Below are 18,816 nucleotides of genomic sequence, written 5' to 3'. Positions count from 1 at the left end.
GAAAATGAGCGAATATCAATATTACGAGTTTCAAAGCGTCGATCGACGTTTGACTCAATCCGAACAAGAAGCACTCAGCCAACTCTCTAGTCGCGCGCAAATAAGCTCTAATAGAGCTATCTTTGTTTATAGCTATGGAGACTTACCGGGCAACGAAAAACAATTATTAGTCAAATATTTCGATGCTATGTTTTACATAGCTAATTGGGGATCGTTGCAACTAATGTTTCGTTTCCCCAAAGGTTTGATTGATATCGAACTGATGCGGCAATATTGCGTTGAAGATATAGTTGAGGTTTCGGAAATTAATAATTTTGTCATTTTAGAGATTTCTATTAACGAGGAAGAAGGTTTTGATGGGTGGATAGAGGGAGAAGGAAATTTATCCTCTTTGATAGGTTTGCGCCAGGAAATTTTGCAGGGAGATTATCGTTTACTTTATTTGGCTTGGCTAAAAGGGATTACCTATCTTGATGAACTCGACGACGACGAAGATGAAGATGAGCGAGATGATGATGAAAATGATGATCGAGAAGGACTAGAGCCACCTGTTCCTCCTAATTTCGGTAAGTTGTCTTCATCGTTACAGGCTTTTATCGATATTTTTGAAGTGGATGAGCATCTACTGAAAACTGCAATCAGTGCGAGTGTTACTAAAGATTCAATTCCCGAAAGTAGTATCAAAGAAGCTATCAAAAAACTTGAACGTTCTGAAGTCGATACTTTTTTACTGCGGTTACTTAAAGGAGAATCTAATCTCTCTATTGAGTTGGGTAAGAAATTATCAGGAATGATAGAAGTTAGGCAAGAGGAAAATCCCGGCAAACGAACAATTCGTCAGCTTTTAGCAAGCGCAAAAAAGGAAGAAAAAAAGGAAGAATACAGAATAGAACAGGAAGCTAAAGCTGCACGAATCAGAGATTTAGAAGCTTTGGCTAAGCGAGAAACGGCTGCTTGGGAAGAGATAGACGCTCTTATTCAAAAAGGAACTTCTAACTCTTACGACCAAGTAGTGCCGTTACTTTTAAAACTGCGAGATTTGGCGGATTATCAAAAGCAGCAAATTAAGTTTTTAACGCGGCTTCAAGAACTGCATAATAAATATAGCAGTCGCTCTGGATTGAAAAGACGTTTGCTTAAGGTGGATTTATAATCTAATAGGCTGGGGATAGGACTATTTGTTGCTCGGAAATCCCCCTAAATTTTCCTGAAAAAGGGGAGTAGGGGTTGACTTTGATGCAGCTCTTTTCCCGCCCTTTTTAAGGGGGATCTGGCTTAACTGAACCTATTGAATTTTACCTAACGCAGCGCAGGCTTTTTTCAACCAGGCGATTGTTGCTGCATCAAGTACGGGTGAGAGTTTCTCGATTACGGAAGCGTGATAGTTGTTCAACCATTGTAGTTGAGTCTTTGACAGCCGATCGACATTTATCAATTTTTGCTCAAACGGAATATACGTCAGCGGTTCAAATCCGTACCAAACCGTAGCGTTTTTTGACGGCATTTCCCTGACAACATAGAGATTTTCGAGGCGAATTCCGCCCCATCCCGGTTCGTAATATCCCGGTTCGATACTTGTTACCATTCCCGCTTCTAGGGGATATTGGACAAATTTGCTGATACCGTTGGGGCCTTCGTGACCGGCTAAAAATGCGCCGACTCCGTGCCCGGTGCCGTGTCCGTAGTCTAGCTGTTGTTGCCATAATACCGCACGGGCGATCGCATCTAATTGCGATCCGGTTGTACCTTTGGGAAATTGTTGCAATGCACAGTTGATGTGCGCGATTAAAACTGTTGTGTAGTGTTGGATTTGCAGCGCCGTCGGTTCCCCGACAATCATGGTTCTGGTGTCGTCTGTAGTACCCGCTAGATACTGTGCGCCTGAGTCCAGCAGCAGCAATTCTCCGGGTTTTAAGGTGATTTCGGGGCTTGGGGTTCCGTAATGTACGATCGAGCTATTTGCACCCGCACCGGCGATCGTTCTAAACGTTAAAGTCTGAAAATCCGTTTCTTGCTGATAAAAACTTTCGATGCTTTCTTTAACATCAAACTCAGTCAAAACCTTACCATTTTTTAGCTGTTCTGTCAACCACATTAAAGTCAGAACTTTCGCTCGACTTGCCTTAAAATTGGCTGATTTCATCTGCTCGATTTCCACAGGATTTTTCCGAGCTTTCATCCCTTCCACCGGATTCGGAGCAAAAACTATTTCAATCTTATTTTCAGTTGTTTGTTGACCTAAAATCAACTTGTACGTGCCTGCTGTGCTGTGTTTTGAGTCTAATAGCACCCGAACTTTTTTCGGCAAATTGACGCACGATTCTAAGATTGACGGATAGTCTGCGTAGGGAAGCACAGTTACAGCAGGCGACAATTCTTGCTTGATTTCTGCTGAAATGCGATCGGGATTGGTAAACAAAAACGCAGCATCTGCAGTGACAATGGCATAGGATATAAAAATCGGAATGTGGGGAATATCCGAACCTCGGAGATTGAACAGCCACGCTATTTGATTCAGGTTGCTAATCGGTAGCACGTCGATGTTTGCAGTTTGCATCGCTTCCCTGACTCGGACTAACTTTTGAGCAGCGGTTTCTCCCGTCAGAGATACTGGTAAACTAAATATCGGAGATTCGTCAATTGCGGGTAAAATTTCTGTAGTTTGTCGAACTTTGTCTGCTAAATTCTCCGATATCGCTACGAGTTCAATTCCAGCAGTTGCAAATTTTCTGATCCAGTTTTGATATTGCTCTGTCGCGACAGTAAACGGGTCAAAACCAAATCTAATTTTAGTTAACTTTTGGGCAGATTCTACCGCGATTTTTTCTAAGGTTTCAATTAAACTTAAATTTCCTTCTAAGCCGAGTTTCGATATTTGAATCAGTGCAGCATCCACTTGCAATTCCGCTTGTTCGTAATAGCGGGAATCCACAAACAACCAAGCAGCATCTTTCCCAACCAACAAATCGCCGGCCGAACCAGTAAAACCGGAAATCCAAGCTCGCCGTTGCTTGGCTGCTGGAACTGATAAATTTAAGTGTTCGTCAACCGCTGGAATTAAATAGCAATCTAAGTCGTAACTTGCCATCAACTCGCGCAAGTCTTTAAGCTTAGCAGCGGGTAACATTTTAATATTTTTATCTGTTATTAAATTAGTTGTAACCATTTTTTACATCCTATTTTACTTGTTTAAAATTGCCTTTAAACCTTTGACCAACCTGCTAATTCCTGCGGCCGCTGTTTCAGTTTCCAGAGCACCGTAAGCAACGCGCAAATAGCAGCCGCTATCCATGCCGAAAGTTGTACCGGGAAGCACTGCTACGCGATATTCGCGAATTAATTGTTCTACTAATTCCATTGTATCGAGTTCTGTGTCAACTTTTAAGAAAAAGTAGAAAGCTCCGCAGGCTGGGGAAATTGTACACAGATTTTGGATGGTATTGAGTTCGTTTAATACGAGTTGTCGCACGGATGCGATCGCCCTTACATAATTATCGCAGTAAGCTCTACCAACTTGCAAGGCTCCCAAGGCTGCATATTGAGAAATTACCGGCGGACAAATTAAGATAGTATCCTGAATCTTTCTCACGGAAACCAGCAAATGTTCTGGGATTACCATATACCCGATGCGCCAACTCGCAAAACCGTAGGCCTTAGAAAGGCTAAACAGGGAAATTGTATGTTCGCTGCTGTGGGGAAAAGCTGCGGGAGAACAGTGTTTAACGCCGTTATAGGTGAAATATTCATAAGCTTCGTCGCTGATGTGATAAATGTTGTGCTGGCGGCAAATTTCGTTTACTTCGCGCAGTGATTCAAAATCATAAACTACGCCTGTTGGGTTGTTGGGTGAAATGGTGACAATTGCTCGCGTTTTGTGAGTAATTGCTTTTTTGATCGCATCGATATTGAGTTGATAGTTAGCGTCGGTTTCTACTATGACTGGGTGGCAATTTGCCATGATTGCTGCCATTTCGTGGTTGAAATAATAAGGTGATTGGATAATAATTTCGTCTCCCGCCGAGGTGATGGCGAGAATGGCGTTGGTAAATCCCATGTTGCTGCCGGCGGTGACAACAATGCAGTTTTTATTGTTAATTTCTATACCGTTGTCTGTCTTTAGTTTGGCTGCGATTGCATCTTGTAATTCGGGAATTCCTTCGACGGCTTTGTATTTGTGATTGTCGGGGTTTGCGAGGAATTCGGGGATTTTGTTAAATGATTCTTGGGGCGGATTGTAGTAAACTACGCCTTGTCCTAAAGATATTGTTCCCGGATTTTGGCGGATTAGTTCGCCTACTACGGGAATTATTGGCGATTGTACCGATTGCATTCGAGTGGGGTAATTTTTCATTAATTTAACTTTGTTTTTAGGATTAAATTTGTTTGCAGACGGCGGTTGAAACCGCGTCTACAAAAGGGAAGTCCGCCTGCGCGGACTGAAGAAAATAACGTACTGTTAACCGTCCAATCTTAAACCCGCTTTCGTCGGGTTTTGCTTGTGTAAACCTGGTTTCAACCGCCCTGTATTAAACTTTTTCAACTTCTATTCTAGAACCTTGGGGTGACTTAAATACTTTCACTTGGGCGGGCAATCTTTCGCCCAAGCCTCGAACGTGGGTAATCACTCCAATTAGTCTTTCTCGCTGCCGCAAAGATTCTAAAATTTGAGTAACGCTTTCGAGAGTTTCTGCGTCTAAGGTACCGAATCCTTCATCAAGAAATAAGCTGCCCAATTGAGCTCCTTGAGATAATTTTTCTGATAAAGCTAAAGCCATTGATAGGGAAGTTGCAAAGGTTTCTCCGCCGGAAAGGGTGCGGACTCGTCTCGCTTCGCCGCCGTTCCAATTATCTGTTACCCAGTATTCGCCTTCTTGGTTTTTTAGCTGGTAGCGATTGTCGGTTAATTCTTGCAAAATCACGGTGGCGCTGCCGACTAATTCTGCTTCTAAATGTTCTAAAATGTAGGATTGAAATTCATTGGATTTCAGATTTTGCGCTAGGGTGTGGTAGGTTTGCTCTTGTTCTGTGAAATTTGTGATTTGCTGCGACAGTCTTTCGGATTGTTCGAGGGTTTGCGCTGCTACTTGTACCCAGGCTAAAAGCTCGGTGCGGTTGTTGTTGGCTTGTTTGAGGTTCTCTTGGGCGGTTTGTTTTGCCGATCGCACTTGTGCTAAAGTATCTTCATCAGTAGTCCTACCCGCGATCGCCTCGCTCAAATCTTTCGCCCGCGTCTCTAGCTGAATTTTTGACTCGCGCACGGATCGAATCGCATTTTCCCACTGCAATTGTTCGTTAACTAATGTCACCGCTGCTAAAAAAGTCTCTTCGGTGAAATCAGCCGCTGTTAATTTTGCCAACCAATCCAGATTTAGCTGCTGTTTTTCCGCCTGAATTCGTGCAAAAACCTCTCCCGCTTGTAGCTCTCTTTCTGCTGCTTGAATAGCAATATTTTGAGCAAGTTGATAAGATTTTTCGGCAATTCTCAGCCGATCCTTTAACTCTTGCTTGTCTGTTTCTAAAGCCTGTGCTAAATTAACATAAGGTTGATATTCGGTAATTTGATAGAGCGCGTTTACACAACTTTGTAACTGCTGCTGTCGGCGGTCAGATTCGGCGATCGCCTCTTGATATTCCTGCTGTTTAGCAGCTTTTGTCGTCGCTGCAAAATTTAATCTTTCTTCGTAATTATTATATTCCAAGGATGCGATTTGGAATTGCTGCTCAATTTCTCGGTATTGGCGATCGCTCTCTTTAAGAATTGCCAACTCCTGCTGTAACTGCGACACTTCCCATTCTCGCTCCTCCAGAATTTCCGATATTTGCTGCTGCAATTCGCCAACTCTTTTCGCCGTCAATTCTAACATTTGAGCAATTTCCGACTGTTTTTGCTCGCAGGATGAAACTGCACTTTTTCCCTCAGCCACGGCCATTTGAGCTGATTGAAAAAACTGATTTGCTGTCGCCAGTTTCCGGCGCAAACCAGCGACATCTACAATCTTAGAAATCGGTAAAGGAGGGAGCAAATCGCTCTCAGGATGCACCCCGCCGCACACCGGACAAGTATCGCCAGAATTCAACGACATTCTGACAGCAGCAACAGTCTCTAAACGCGCCGCTTCCGCATTAGCAGTTTCCGCCGCTTCTAACTCGTCGCTGCACTCTTTGAGCCGGATTTCTGCCGCTGTTAAATTAGTGACAACTTCGACATAATTCTGTTGAGCGCTTTCTTTTTCTGCCAGAGACTTACCCAACATTTCCTGCTGACTTTTTCCCTGCTTGGCAATAAGCTGAAGTTCCACCAATAAAGGTGCAATTTCCTGCAACTGCTCTAAACGCTTTCCTCCCGGCGAAGACTGTTCGAGCAATACTGCTGCTCTAGTAACTCGAAAACCCGCATTCTGAATTTTAATGTTAGTAGCTTGCAATTCTTTTTCTGCCGCTTGGAAAAAGCGGAGTTTTTCCTGTTGTCTTTTTTGGGCGATTGCCACTTCTTTTTCTAATTGAGTGCGCTGTTCTTCATATACTTTCGCAGCAGCCAGAGCATCTTCACGAGCCTTAAATTGTGGTGCTAGTGCCTCTGCTTTGGCTTGAACCGCGTCAAGTTGCTGTTGCTCTGCTGCTAGCTCGCAGCGAGCTTTAATTAATTTTTCCCGCGCTGATTTAGCGGCTTTTTCGGCAGTTTCATTTTGACTGCGAGCCGATCGCACTAAAGCCCAATCTCCCTGTAAATGATTGGCAGCTTGCGCTCTTTCCAAACGCTGTGCTAAAATTTCAATCTCGGCGGAACTAGCATTTAACTCAGCCAATTTTTGTTGTAATTCTTGCCAGCGAGCGATTTGTGAAAATAGCTGTTCCTCTTCGTCTAACGTTTTCTGAGCTTTCATCACGGCGCGCTCGAACTCAGGTAACTGCTGCTCTAAAATCCCAAGTTGCGATCGCTTTCCGGCCACCTCATCCGCCGTCGGCGCGCTCAAGTCAGCTAACTGCCTTTCCACCATTTCCCGTTCCTGTTTCAGCAACTTTGCGAGCTCGTTTGCTTCCTTCCGCATCTGCTCAAAAATCTCAAATCCTGCTAGCTGCCGCAAAATTTCTCGGCGCTTAGAAGCATCCCCTTTAATAAACTCATCAAACTTTCCTTGAGGCAGAATAATTGCTCGTGTAAAAGTATCAAAATCCATTCCTAAAATTTGTTCGATCGTATTTTGCACTGCAACAATACTCGTTCCCAAAGTTTCCCACTCGCCGTTTTGCCAGCAGTCCAAAATCACCTTATTTTCAGGAGTTTTTGGACGAAAACGCCATGTCCGCGTCACCCGATACTGGGCAGAACCCACAGTAAAACGTAACTGTACCTTTAAATTTTTACTACCTTGACTTGCTAAATCGCCTACTTGTTTGCCGCTGCGAGTTGTCGTACCAAAAAGCGCGTAAGTCATGGCATCTAGCAGCGAAGATTTGCCCGCACCCGTAGCACCAGTAATTGCAAACAAATCGAGTTGAGAAAAATCTAAACGCTGTTCCCGGCGGAAGCTGGTAAATCCTTCGAGTAAAAGTTCTAGTGGACGCATAAAAGATTTTAGATTTTAGATTTTGGATTTTAGATTTTGGAATTTTTACAATGATGTTTTTCCGAGTGCTATGGCACTTATCAAGTCCATTCGGCATCGGGAGTAATGGCAAAGAATTACCAATTACCAATTACCAATTTAACTATTAACTGTTTCCTTAAACTTCTTGTACAAATCCTGAAATCCCTCCAATACAGCGAGTTGTGGTGTCGTTCCCAAGCGGTTTTGGTAATAGTTGCAGAACTCTGCCGCCGGATCGAAATTGTTGGGATCGATATTAGTCATTTCCGTGGCTTCTAGCGGTGCATCTCGATAGCGCGGTTCAATCAACAACGCTTGAGAACAGATTTGCCGCACGCGATCGGCTAATCCGATTTGCGGGCTGTCTAGATCGACAATTACCTTTAAGAAACCAGGATGATATTGATGAGCTTTTAAAACAGCATCAAGATTGTCATTATCACATTGAAGCACTTTTAACGGTTTGTTGCAAGCCACAGGTTTAAATTCTACTTTTGCCTGACTTCCCGGCTCAACTTCTATCAAACAAAATCCTTTTTCCTGTTCGGCTTCTCCGAAATCTAACTGAATTAAAGAACCGGAATAATAAGCGAGGGAATTCTTAGCAATGCGCTGGTGGATGTGGATGTGTCCGAGGGCGATATACTGGGCTTCTGCTGGCAGAGTTTGCGATGAAAGCAAGTATTTTTCTCGCGTGTAATAAGCGACTTCGGATTTGGCCAAGCGAGCGCCGTCAATGCTCATGTGTCCCATCAGCATATTTACAGTATTGTCGCGAAAATCTGTAGTTAAATCTTGCAGTAAATCTGCTACAAGTTCGCGGTAATCTTGGCGGATTTTGGCATCGCCGGAGTGCCAGATAGCATTAGCATCTAACAGTCTTTGTTCGGAAGCAAAAGGCATCGCTCCCACGCAGAGTTTACCGCTTTTTGTATTAAGAATAATGCTGCCGCCGTCGGCGGAACGCTTGGGTTTGCCTAGGGCGCGAACGCCGGCGAGGGAGAGCAATTGGGCGATGCTGTCGATGCGGGATGCGGAATCGTGATTGCCGGCGATCGCAATTGCGGGAATTCCGGCAGCTTGGAGCTCGCAGAAAAAGTGATAGGCAACGCGCTCAGCGTAGGCTGGAGGGTTGGGAACGTCAAAAATGTCGCCGGCGACGAGCACAGCATCGACATCGAGCTCTTTGGCTTGTTTCAAAATCTGTTCGAGGGCGATCGCAATTTCGGAAGTGCGATCGATCCCTCGAAAACGCCGCCCCAAATGCCAGTCAGCAGTATGAATTATTCGCATAGTAAGAAGAAGGAAGATGGAAGAAGGAAGAAGGAAGATGGAAGATGGAAGATGGAAGATGGAAGAAGTCATTAGTCATCAGTCATCAGTGCTGTCGCCTCCGAGCTTTCCGTACAACGTCATCAGGAAGATGGAATATGGAATATGGAATATGGAATATGAAATAAAAGATGCACAGAAAGCTTTTAGGAGAGCCGTATTTTATGTTTAATTAGGTAAATTGATAGTGGATTTATTTGTCAAGTGTGCAAGCTCATTTAATACTCGATGTATTCTATCACTTATCTTCAACCGATGGGCGGTTAACTCGAATCAGCATCCCTCTCAAAGTTTCTAGATTAGAAATAGCCTCATTAATCCGCGCAGCCTGCCGCTCCCTATTTGAATCATCTTTACAAACAATGATACCAGCATGGTCTGGTTGTAATGTATGCAGCTTGATAAAATGACGGCGATTGAGTGTTAAAATAGCGCGGTCAATACTCAATGCAAAAGCTAATACTTCATCATCAGGAATTTTTTGATTAGCATTTCCTGCTTCCTGTACTGTCAGGACATCGTGACCTAAAGTCCTTAGAAATTCCACAACTCGCTTTGGATATTGTTCATCTGCATAAAAAGATGCCACTTTTCAATCATCCTCATTTTCTTGAATTGCTGTTTCAATCTCGTCAGGATAGGCCTCAGCATAAGCCCAAGCATTCGCCAAGTCAGCAGCACGCAGAGTCGGATAATCTTCTAACAGTTCAGATTCCGAAATACCTAAACGACGAGCATTCACGAGCACCCAAACAGGAATCCGCGTTTGTCTGATGCAAGCATCGCCACCACATACGCCAGGAGTCTTTTGAATTCCAGACCAAAAGTTGGTTAAACTTTGGGCGAGTAATTGTATAGCTTGAGTCTTTTCCTCGGGACTTAACGCTAGGAGTTGCGGTTGCAATTCTTTCAGTGTCATATTCGCAGCTATTGAGTTCATAAATATTAGCTTATTTTGGCATACAAGTATTCTAGCAGTGACTAAATCAAAATTTTCATAGCACTCCTGGATCGATACCAAAGAAACCGGGTTTTTATGGAAATTCAAGGTGGGAAAGCCATATTTTGCACCAAACCCGGTTTCGATGCACTCGCTGCGTAAGTTTTGTCTCATTCAATAGGTTTCACATCGTGAAACCGAGTATAATCAACCACCCGACCGCCATCCGGCGTTCTCAAAATAATATCTACAAACCGCATATTCCACATAATTTCCGACGCTACAAAAGAATGTCGCGCGTTAATAGTTTGCGAAACTGTTTCGTCAATTCCCGTGAGCGTAATTACAATTTCCGCTTCCTGCTCGATCAAGTCTTTGGCAGTAAGTTGGTACAAAGGACTGCTCTCATCAATTGCGTGCATTACCGTCCAAGTTAAGGAAAAAATACGAGATTGATTCCGCATTAATTGCAAATCGTAAAAACGCCGCATATATTCTCCTTCCGGTGTTACTTCGTCGCGGATCAAAGTAACTCCCTGCTGCGCTTCTAAAATTTGGTTGAAGCGCTGATTTCCCGCGCGATACATCAGAGTGGGAACGCCGTTGAAAGGAGCGATTACTGCTACGCGGCTGAAGATAACTCTAGCGCTTGGCCGGGAAAATTTTGAAAAAGCTAGTCCCGTCACCATCGCCACGGCCCACAAACCAAAAAACGCTTCGATCGCGACTATAGTATTAGCGTAATCGGTGCGGGGAAACATTGTGCCGTAGCCGATGGTCGCCATTGTTTGCACGCTGAAATAAAAGGCATCTTTCAAAGAACCATGCCGAGCATTAGCAATGCAATCTCCTCCCGCCAAGTAAGCTAAGGCAAATAAACCATTCATGACTAAATACGACAGACTAATCAGCATGAAAAATTGCGGCCAAGAAAGAGTTAGCAGTTTGTGGTAGAGGTCGGCAAAATGCAGGCGAGGTATTCCCAACTTAACAATATTTAAGGTGCATTTTTCTTTTCGGCTGACTAAACGAGGCTGTTGCGGGCGGTTGCGGTGCATTTTCATTGCGATTTGTAACTGCTGCTGTTTCAATTTGTAACTATTGCTGGAAGCGCGAAAACTTATCCCTTAGACTGATTTTTAATTTCAAAAATTCAGATCGCAGCGGAGTTGAAAATGGTTGAGCTTAACTGGCGTGACTGTGTGGTGATGATTTCTTTTATGGCTTCAATTGCAGGTCTGCTGTTGCTGGGCAATAAGCGTGAGTCGAAGCTGGCAGGCGATCGTGCTTTGAGTGAAGAAATGCTGATTGAGATGAGCTTTACTTACTGGATAGTGTACTGCATTTCTGTCTTCGGGCTGAAACTTCATTTACCAGAGGATAGCTGGTTATTGCTCAGTTTGAAGCTGACTACTGTTCTTTCTTACTTGTTGACTGCTTCTAGCATCCTCAGCCTGCCGCTGCAACGCATGGCTGTCAGACGAGTTGAAGATTGAAAACTACGGGTTATATCATTTCCGGTGACACCGGAATGATGTTAACTGTTGACGGTTGACTGTTCACTGTCAACCGTCAACAGTGAACTTGAATTTACTATTCTGATGAAGAGAGGATTTGATATTAGTTATTGAGGATTTGAGTTTTTACCGATTGGATTTCAGAAGAAATGAAGTCCTCACTACTAACTTATTTGAGTGATATTATTGCTAGCTGTTAGTTGGATTTAAGAAGGAATGAAGTCCTCACTATAGCCTTTCTCAAAAAAGTGAGGTATGCCCTATGCCCTATGCCGCATAGTACCTCATAATATGAGAGCACAGAAAGGCTATACTAACCTATTTTAGTGATATTATTCGCTGCGAACTTATTTATTTGTTGGTGAGGTGAGGAAGGCTGACGTAACGCGCCCAAAAGGGATCGAGTAGATCGCCCTCGCCCTTGATATTATCTTTTTTCTCCTGCTTTTCTAGGGCTGCGGAAATCGTAGAAAATATCCTTAAACTACCGGTAATCAGGCCTTGGGGATTTCGCAGCGGTAAAGTTGAGATACAGACATCGATTAACGAACCGTCTTTGCGCTGCCGCTGGCACTGCTTGGCAACTGGCGCTTTTCCTGCCAATTCTGACTGAAGCATAGCGCTAAAGTCGAGAATTTCATCGCTCGGGACGATCGGCAAAATCTTCCCCAAAACCTCAGATTCTTCCCAGCCCAAAATTTGCTCCGCCGCCGGATTCCACAGCGTCACCGAAGCCGACGCATCGACAGCAATAACCGCCACCGGCAAAGCTTCAATTAACCCTTCTAAAACTTGATTGGTTTCGCACAATTTAGCCTCTACTAACTTGTGTTCGGTGATGTCCTGACAAGCACCGTAAACACCTACAGCGCGATTCTCGGCTTCATCCCACACAACTTGCCGGCAATCCCACAGCCAGCGGATTTCACCGGATTTTGTGACAATTCGATATTCGCTGACTTCCTTGCTGCTGCTGCAGGAGCGAGACTGCATTTGTTCCTGCAGCATTTCTCGATCTTCGGGATGAATGCAGTTGCATTCGGGCCAACCGGAATTTGCGATTTCTGATGCACTATAACCTGTAATCCGAGTAAAAGCTTCAGTCATCCACTCGCAGGCCCATGTTCGATCGGGCAATAGGTTAAAAGAATAGGCAAAATCTGAAGTAATTTCCGAGAGAATGCGATACCGGGATTCTGATTCCCGCAAAGCTGCTTCGGCTGTTTTAAGTTCGGTAATGTCTCTATTTGTAACGAGAACTGCTTCGATGGTACCCTCCGCATTCGCGATCGGGCTAAAAATGTAACTGCAATAATTCCTGCGCCCGGTGCGCGGATTGATAAACTCTGTTTCTGTTGTTAAACTTTCTCCTGTGGCTAGTATATTTTTCCAGCAATTATTGTGGAGTTCTATAAGTTCTGGCGGCCAGCCAATTTCTGCTACTGATTTGCCTAAAATGCAGGTTTTTGACAGCGGAGTTAACTCTAATCCGGCGCGATTGATATAAGTTAACCGCCCTGCGCGATCGAACATCAAAAGTCTGCCCGGTGTATTTGAGAGGACACTATTTAGCAGGTTGGTTTGCTGTTGGAGCTGAGAGTGAATTTTTTGCAGTGCATCTTCTTGGTTTTTGCGAGCCGTGATATTTTGAAAGAACACCGATAAACCTTCTTCCGACGGATAAGCCTCGATTTCCAGCCAGATATTTGGCTGCTCGTAATACCATTCAAATTTAACAACAACGTTACGGGAGACCGCATTGTGAAGTTCCTTAAAAAAAATCGTCTTCGCGCTTTCTGGAAACTGCTCCCAAATATTTTTACCTAAAAGCTCTTGACGCTTTCTGTACCAGCAATCTTCTGCTTTCTGGTTGATGTAAGTAAACTGCCAATGGCGGTTGAGCGTATAAAAGCCCTCTGTGATGTTTTCTAAGATATTAACGATTTGCTGTTGCGATTTTTCTAACGCTGCTGCTGAGAGCTTCCGCTCTGTGATATCGCGAGAATTGATTACTATGCCGTTGATGCTGGAATCGTGCAGCAAATTGTTAGCAATGGTTTCTAAATATACCCAGTCACCGTTAGCGTGGCGTTTGCGATATTCTATGGGCGGTGCAATCCCCGGTTGTTTGAGCAAGTTGGCAAAATATTCCTGCCAAGCAGGGGCATCATCTGGGTGGATTAAATCATTATATAATTTACCGATTTTTTGTTCTGGTTTGTAGCCTAAAATCCGCTCTAGCGCCACCGAAGTTTCGTCTCCTATCCGCCCGTCAGCTTCAATAATTGTGATTAAATCGGAAGAATTTGCGAGGAGAGTGTGCAATCTTACTTCTGCTTTTGTCAGCACCTGAGTCACTTTTTTATACTGCGTCTGACTCTGGTCTAATTGCTGCTCTAAATTTCTGATGCGAGCACCTTGTTGAGACACTTTAAGTTCTAAACTGTGGTTGATTTGTTCTGATTTAGTTTGCTTTTCTTTTGTTGATAAAGTTTGCTGAGTTTCGACTGACAATTCCTGCAAAGAGCAGGATAAATTGTTAATATTACTGGTAAAATTTTCTTTTTGTTCTAGATGTAATGGATCGATATGTTGCTGTAATTCATTGAAATGCTTAAATACTTGTGTGTTCATTGTAGTAAGCGCTCAAATTTGCGACTCTAAAGTTTTTTAATTTGTTTATTGTAACACTCGATTCATGTCAAGTGTCAAAAGTAATAAATTTTAAAGTTTAGCGGTATAGCTTGAATGGCGATGCTAGTTCCCTGTGGCGCAGTCGATCGCTAATTTGAGAAAGTTTAAAAAAATATTGGACTAAGTAATATTACGAAAGTAATTGTGTATTTAGAGACTAAGATGAGTAGGTGATACTTAGTGCTACCGAATTTGAATGAAAGTTCGATCGACCTTTGAGTTTGTACCGGCTTCGGGTAGGGGTTTAAACTCTTGTGATTAAGCTGTTGCTCATATAGATTGTGTATGGGGATTGAGGGGGAGAAGGGGAGAAGGTCCGATGGGGATCGGATTTTTGATTGTCATCAAAATATACAATTTAAATGCACAACAGCTTATCCACATCTCCTGCAAGCCCTCACAGCAGTTATAGCTTTTCTCAAAAAGGTGAGGTACAGGTTGAAATTTTAGATTCTTCGACTTCGCGAGCGAACAAGTTTGAGATTTGAGATTGGGGAATTGAGGGATTGAGGGATCTATCGATCGATAGCTCATCGAGAGTGAGAAGTGCTATATACCGCCAGGGAATTTATTCCCTGACTAATAGCGTTGAGAAAACAATACCGTTTCTAGCCGATCGCAATAACTAAGGTTTTTATTAGCGGCTTGTAAAATTCCTCAGCTTATTGCCAATTCCCCACGAGTATGAAAGCAGCCCAGTAATAGGGATTTTTATATTCTTGGTTTTGCAGCAAGGTTAATTGAGCGTTGCGGAGGGCTTCAGCTTTGCTGGTTTTAGAAGCAGCAAGCTGCCGATAAAACTCAGTCATAAAGATAGCAGTAGATTCGTCGTTGACTTGCCAAAGCGTGGCGACTGTGCTGCGGGCACCCGATCGAATTGCCGCCCCGGCCAAACCCAAAGCCGCGCGATTGTCGCCCGAAGCTGTTTCGCAAGCACTCAAGACTAAAAGCTCGATCGGCTGTTGGTTATCCCCAGTGCGCGATCGCAGCAGTCGATCGAACTCCTTGACATTCACCCGCTCGTCCCAAGTCACAATAAAAGTATCCGCCGCATTCGAGCTAAACTGACCGTGAGTTGCCAAATGGACGATCGGGTAAGACAAAGATTTGATTTTATCGCGCAACCGCCCGCTAACAAAATCTTCATTCAGCAGGTCAGTAGCGGGAATCTGAGCAGAAATTTGTTGAATTTCTCGTTTCACCCCCGGCAGAGCCGAGAAGCCTTGACGCGCTTCTGAGAGGGCAGCCGCGAGCACTCTTAACTTAACTTCCCTCAGAGGTTTGGGTGTCAGCAATTGCAGTCCTGGTGCCAAAGCAATACTGTACTTTTCTAGCAAAAACTTTTCGCCGTCGTGCAGCACCGCCATCGGCAGATTTCGCAAATAACCGTCGAGTACAAATACCAGAGTTTTAATTCCGCTGGCAGTCAAATCAGCCTCTGCGGGGCGAATTAACCAGTCGTAAACCTGTTGGACGGCGGGCAACCTGTCGCGGGGAAACGCAGCAGGCCGGATCGTATTTTTGGCTAGTCTGAAGGCTGTTTCTAACTCGGCTTGAGACTTATTGGTAGTGTAGCGGCGCAGTGGTTTGCCGGGAATTGATAAAATTACCTCCAAACGATCGCTCAAAATAATTGGATAAATCACCGCCGCAGCAGGATCGATTTGCTCGATCGACTGTGGTTTAGCATCAGCGCAAGCATCCCGAAAAAAGTTATCCAATTCCGCCAACTGCAAAGATTCCACCGTTTGGCGCGCCAGTTTCAATTTAGCTTGACTCGGAGATTCCTCTGCCAAAAGCAGTCCGACTAATTCCCGATAAACTGGTTCGGCACTTTCCCGAAACGAAAATTGTACTTCGGGATTCACTGTCACCAAATCGCCCCGCAGAGAAGACAATACATTTACAGCTTGAGTATATTGGGCGATCGCCCCTTCTGTATTTCCCTGAGCTTTCCGAATCCGTCCGAGTTGCCACAATAATTGATAGGCAATATCGGGAGATTCAAACACTGGTGCCAAACTCAAAGCCTGATTTGTCAAACTTTCCGCCTGCTGATGCTGCTGCTGCAATTCCGAAAGTTTGCCCCTAGCTGCCAGAATGTAAGCTTGTATGCGTTTGTCGCCCAAACTATTTGCCGGTGCTGCTGAGCGTTCCAGCATTTTGTCAACATCGCTTAAGCTCAAAGTTTTTGCAGGCGACTGAGCTAATTTCATCAAGCTTTGAGCTAGGTTAATTCGAGCGTAAAGTCCCGCACGATTTGAAGCCAATTCAGCGGTTTGAGGTTCGATGGAACGCCACAAAACCTCTGCTTCCGACCAGTTTGTGCGATCGACCAACAGACTTAATTTGTTCAACTGCGCCTGAATTTGTAGAGGTGTTGCGACTGTGATTGCCGCCGAGCGATCGTAATATTCTAGAGCCGAGGCTTCCAAGTCAGCCTGCTGTCGGGTGTTCAAACCCGGTTTATTACTTTTCGCCCGCGCCGTATTTCCCAGATTGAGATAAATTGCCGCTTCATCTTGTTTGATACCTAATTTTTGGGCTGCTGTCAGTGCCTCTAATAGCAAATTTTGGGAGTTTTCCAGTTGTCCCAAAACCCGCAGCACCCGCCCTAAAGCATGAACTGCCCGGACTTTTTCGGCAGAAATAGGCTGATTTTTTAAAGTTGCCAAATCTGATGTCGAAACTGCACAAGTTTGGTTTTCCAACATCAAGGAAGTTAACAGAATTTTGCAAGCTCTTGGGTAAAGTCCGAGAGTTTCCCAAGCCCGACTTTGATTGATTTGAACTTGAAAAAGTTGGTTTTTGCGATCGATTTGCTCGAATATTTTAGCGCTTGAGTCGAAGTTATCGATCGCATTTTGAGTCTGTCCCCGTTCGAGTTGCAACTGTCCTTGAATGTTGAGAGTTTCAGCCAAAATCCGCTGCTGTTCGGCAGTTTTGGACTCGGCTCGCACCACCGACAAACTCGAATTCACAGCTTGTTCTGCTTGTTCCCAAAGTGCTAACTGCCCGTAGGTTGCAGCTAAATTGCTCAAGGCTGTGGCGAGAGGGAGATTTTCGCCTGTTTTCTCAAACTGTACCGCCGCTTGCTGCAAGAGCGGTACAGCTTCGGAAAAACGTTTTTCTTCCCACAGAGTGCGAGCTTGTCGGACAAGCTGCACAGCAGGCGGTGACTGAATCTGAGCAACTGCGGGAGGAATTGCAACGGATAGCAAACAGGAGATCAGAAATAACAGAATTGCTTTTCGGAGCGATCGGGCAAACTTCATATATATAATTCAAGCTGGGTAATTCCACCAGCACGCTGATGGGAGTTTTTTGCCGGTAAGTCATATCATCAAATATGGTTTGGAGCATCCACTAGACATCTCGCACTAATTCACTTTCAATTATTGAATTATCTGCGTCCATCTGTGTGTATCCGCTTGACATCTGCGGTTAACCCATCAATCCAATATTTACGCAACTCAAGCCTACTCTTTCTTTTTCCTCTTATTAACGAGCTGGCGGCAGCATTTCCGGCTTACCAAAAAACATTTTCTTAACTCCGTGGAAGCTGTCGCCCTCGATTCTTTCGAGTTTACCTTGTCTCTCGCGCCAGACTTTCTCTGGTTGTCAGCACCCTAAATAAGCTGTTGTGCAAATAAAATTTGTCAAATTCTCTCCCCATCGGAGCGTCAATTGCCATACACAATCTATATGAGCAACAGCTTACTAAGTGGAGTGTCGTTTTTGATGCCACTGCCAAGCGTGAATTAAAATATCCTTAATGTCGGGATATTCTGGACACCAACCCAAAATTTTGATAGCTTTTTCGCTGCTACCAACTAAGGCTGCTGGGTCTCCCGGACGGCGATCGCACTCAACCGCTTTAATCTCTTTTCCAGTCACTTCACGAGCCGTTTGTATCACTTCTTTTACCGAAAATCCGCCGCCATTTCCCAAATTAAAGAAATCAGATTTGCCGTCATTTAACAAATATTCCAATCCTAAAATGTGAGCCGATGCCAAATCGTTAACGTGAATGTAATCGCGAATGCAACTACCGTCGGGAGTATCGTAATCTGTCCCAAAAATTGCGATCGAATCCCGCTTACCCAAAGCCGCCATCAACACCAACGGAATCAGGTGAGTTTCTGGATTGTGATCTTCTCCTAACAACCCGTTTGGATCTGCCCCAGCCGCGTTAAAATAGCGGAAACAAACTGATTTAAAATTGTACGCAACATCAAAATCGGACAAAATTCGTTCTACCATTAACTTAGTAGCGCCGTAGGGATTTATCGGATTTTGTGGGTGGTCTTCTGCGATGGGAATTTTATGCGGTACGCCGTAAGTCGCGCAGGTTGAAGAAAACACAAATTTTTTCACTCCCGCAGCGATCATTGCTTCTAAAAGTGTAATTGTGCCGATGACGTTGTTGCGGTAATATTTAGCTGGATCGGTAACAGATTCGCCCACGTAAGCATAGGCTGAAAAGTGCATTACTGCTGCAATTTCGTGAGTGGCGAACAGGTTGTCGAGCAAAGCGCGATCGTTCGTATCGCCCACTACCAATTTTACTTGCAAAACCCGGTCTACTAAATCTTGGTGTCCGTAAACTAAATTGTCCAAAATTATCACGTCGTAACCAGCTTTTTTCAGTGCTAATACTGCGTGAGAGCCAATATATCCAGCTCCACCTGTTACCAAAATTGTTGGTTTTTTTGTACTCATTTTATTCTGTTTTTTTTTGTAG

The 18,816-nt window shown here is 44.2% G+C and carries 12 protein-coding genes; 2 read left to right on the top strand and 10 right to left on the bottom strand.

Annotated features, from left to right (window positions below; genetic code table 11):
* The first annotated feature begins 4 nt into the window (after window positions 1-4).
* Window positions 5-1,153 (top strand): hypothetical protein, encoded by a 1,149-nt coding sequence (locus QUA01_RS03580; protein ID WP_333087511.1) that lies wholly within the window; start codon window positions 5-7, stop codon window positions 1,151-1,153.
* 132 nt (window positions 1,154-1,285) lie between these two features.
* Here QUA01_RS03580 and QUA01_RS03575 read toward each other — a convergent pair whose 3' ends face one another.
* The 7 genes from QUA01_RS03575 to QUA01_RS03545 all read right to left on the bottom strand — a co-directional run bounded on the left by QUA01_RS03575 (window position 1,286) and on the right by QUA01_RS03545 (window position 10,925).
* The gene (locus tag QUA01_RS03575; protein ID WP_333087512.1) at window positions 1,286-3,166 is read right to left on the bottom strand and encodes an aminopeptidase P family protein; all 1,881 of its coding nucleotides are present in this window, start codon (window positions 3,164-3,166) and stop codon (window positions 1,286-1,288) included.
* 15 nt (window positions 3,167-3,181) lie between these two features.
* Window positions 3,182-4,351: a pyridoxal phosphate-dependent aminotransferase gene (locus tag QUA01_RS03570; RefSeq protein ID WP_333087514.1), complete on the bottom strand. Its 1,170-nt coding sequence runs from the start codon at window positions 4,349-4,351 to the stop codon at window positions 3,182-3,184.
* 175 nt (window positions 4,352-4,526) lie between these two features.
* Window positions 4,527-7,568 (bottom strand): SMC family ATPase, encoded by a 3,042-nt coding sequence (locus QUA01_RS03565; RefSeq protein ID WP_333087515.1) that lies wholly within the window; start codon window positions 7,566-7,568, stop codon window positions 4,527-4,529.
* A gap of 138 nt (window positions 7,569-7,706) precedes the next feature.
* Window positions 7,707-8,882 (bottom strand): metallophosphoesterase family protein, encoded by a 1,176-nt coding sequence (locus QUA01_RS03560; RefSeq protein ID WP_333087517.1) that lies wholly within the window; start codon window positions 8,880-8,882, stop codon window positions 7,707-7,709.
* 277 nt (window positions 8,883-9,159) lie between these two features.
* Window positions 9,160-9,510 (bottom strand): DUF5615 family PIN-like protein, encoded by a 351-nt coding sequence (locus tag QUA01_RS03555; protein WP_333087520.1) that lies wholly within the window; start codon window positions 9,508-9,510, stop codon window positions 9,160-9,162.
* 3 nt (window positions 9,511-9,513) lie between these two features.
* Window positions 9,514-9,840, bottom strand: a complete 327-nt coding sequence (locus tag QUA01_RS03550; protein WP_333087521.1) for a DUF433 domain-containing protein — start codon at window positions 9,838-9,840, stop codon at window positions 9,514-9,516.
* Window positions 9,841-10,031: 191 nt separating this feature from the next.
* Entirely contained in the window at window positions 10,032-10,925 is an 894-nt protein-coding gene (locus QUA01_RS03545; RefSeq protein ID WP_333087523.1) for an ion channel, read from the bottom strand.
* Between the two features lie 156 nt (window positions 10,926-11,081).
* On the opposite strand from QUA01_RS03545, the gene QUA01_RS03540 reads away from it, so the two are divergent.
* Window positions 11,082-11,357 (top strand): hypothetical protein, encoded by a 276-nt coding sequence (locus QUA01_RS03540; RefSeq protein WP_333087524.1) that lies wholly within the window; start codon window positions 11,082-11,084, stop codon window positions 11,355-11,357.
* Window positions 11,358-11,729: 372 nt separating this feature from the next.
* Here QUA01_RS03540 and QUA01_RS03535 read toward each other — a convergent pair whose 3' ends face one another.
* From QUA01_RS03535 to galE, 3 genes are all read right to left on the bottom strand, one after another.
* Window positions 11,730-14,012, bottom strand: coding sequence for a PAS domain-containing protein (locus QUA01_RS03535; protein WP_333087525.1), 2,283 nt, complete (start codon window positions 14,010-14,012; stop codon window positions 11,730-11,732).
* Window positions 14,013-14,734: 722 nt separating this feature from the next.
* Window positions 14,735-17,347, bottom strand: a complete 2,613-nt coding sequence (locus tag QUA01_RS03530) for a CHAT domain-containing protein (protein WP_333087526.1) — start codon at window positions 17,345-17,347, stop codon at window positions 14,735-14,737.
* A gap of 445 nt (window positions 17,348-17,792) precedes the next feature.
* Complete coding sequence (gene galE, locus QUA01_RS03525) at window positions 17,793-18,794, bottom strand: UDP-glucose 4-epimerase GalE (protein WP_194068086.1); 1,002 nt, start codon at window positions 18,792-18,794, stop codon at window positions 17,793-17,795.
* Window positions 18,795-18,816 lie beyond the last annotated feature (22 nt).

It is taken from the genome of Microcoleus sp. S36a_B3, assembly GCF_036700745.1.
In the GTDB taxonomy this organism is placed as follows: domain Bacteria; phylum Cyanobacteriota; class Cyanobacteriia; order Cyanobacteriales; family Microcoleaceae; genus Microcoleus.
Note: the sequence above shows the minus strand (reverse complement) of the source record. Positions and strands in the feature narration are given on the sequence as shown.

Coding starts and splice junctions, on each gene's coding strand:
- QUA01_RS03580 (WP_333087511.1), top strand. CDS start 5: ATGAGCGAATATCAATATTACGAGTTTCAAAGCGTCGATCGACGTTTG.
- QUA01_RS03575 (WP_333087512.1), bottom strand. CDS start 3,166: ATGGTTACAACTAATTTAATAACAGATAAAAATATTAAAATGTTACCC.
- QUA01_RS03570 (WP_333087514.1), bottom strand. CDS start 4,351: ATGAAAAATTACCCCACTCGAATGCAATCGGTACAATCGCCAATAATT.
- QUA01_RS03565 (WP_333087515.1), bottom strand. CDS start 7,568: ATGCGTCCACTAGAACTTTTACTCGAAGGATTTACCAGCTTCCGCCGG.
- QUA01_RS03560 (WP_333087517.1), bottom strand. CDS start 8,882: ATGCGAATAATTCATACTGCTGACTGGCATTTGGGGCGGCGTTTTCGA.
- QUA01_RS03550 (WP_333087521.1), bottom strand. CDS start 9,840: ATGACACTGAAAGAATTGCAACCGCAACTCCTAGCGTTAAGTCCCGAG.
- QUA01_RS03545 (WP_333087523.1), bottom strand. CDS start 10,925: ATGAAAATGCACCGCAACCGCCCGCAACAGCCTCGTTTAGTCAGCCGA.
- QUA01_RS03540 (WP_333087524.1), top strand. CDS start 11,082: ATGGCTTCAATTGCAGGTCTGCTGTTGCTGGGCAATAAGCGTGAGTCG.
- QUA01_RS03535 (WP_333087525.1), bottom strand. CDS start 14,012: ATGAACACACAAGTATTTAAGCATTTCAATGAATTACAGCAACATATC.
- QUA01_RS03530 (WP_333087526.1), bottom strand. CDS start 17,347: ATGAAGTTTGCCCGATCGCTCCGAAAAGCAATTCTGTTATTTCTGATC.
- galE (WP_194068086.1), bottom strand. CDS start 18,794: ATGAGTACAAAAAAACCAACAATTTTGGTAACAGGTGGAGCTGGATAT.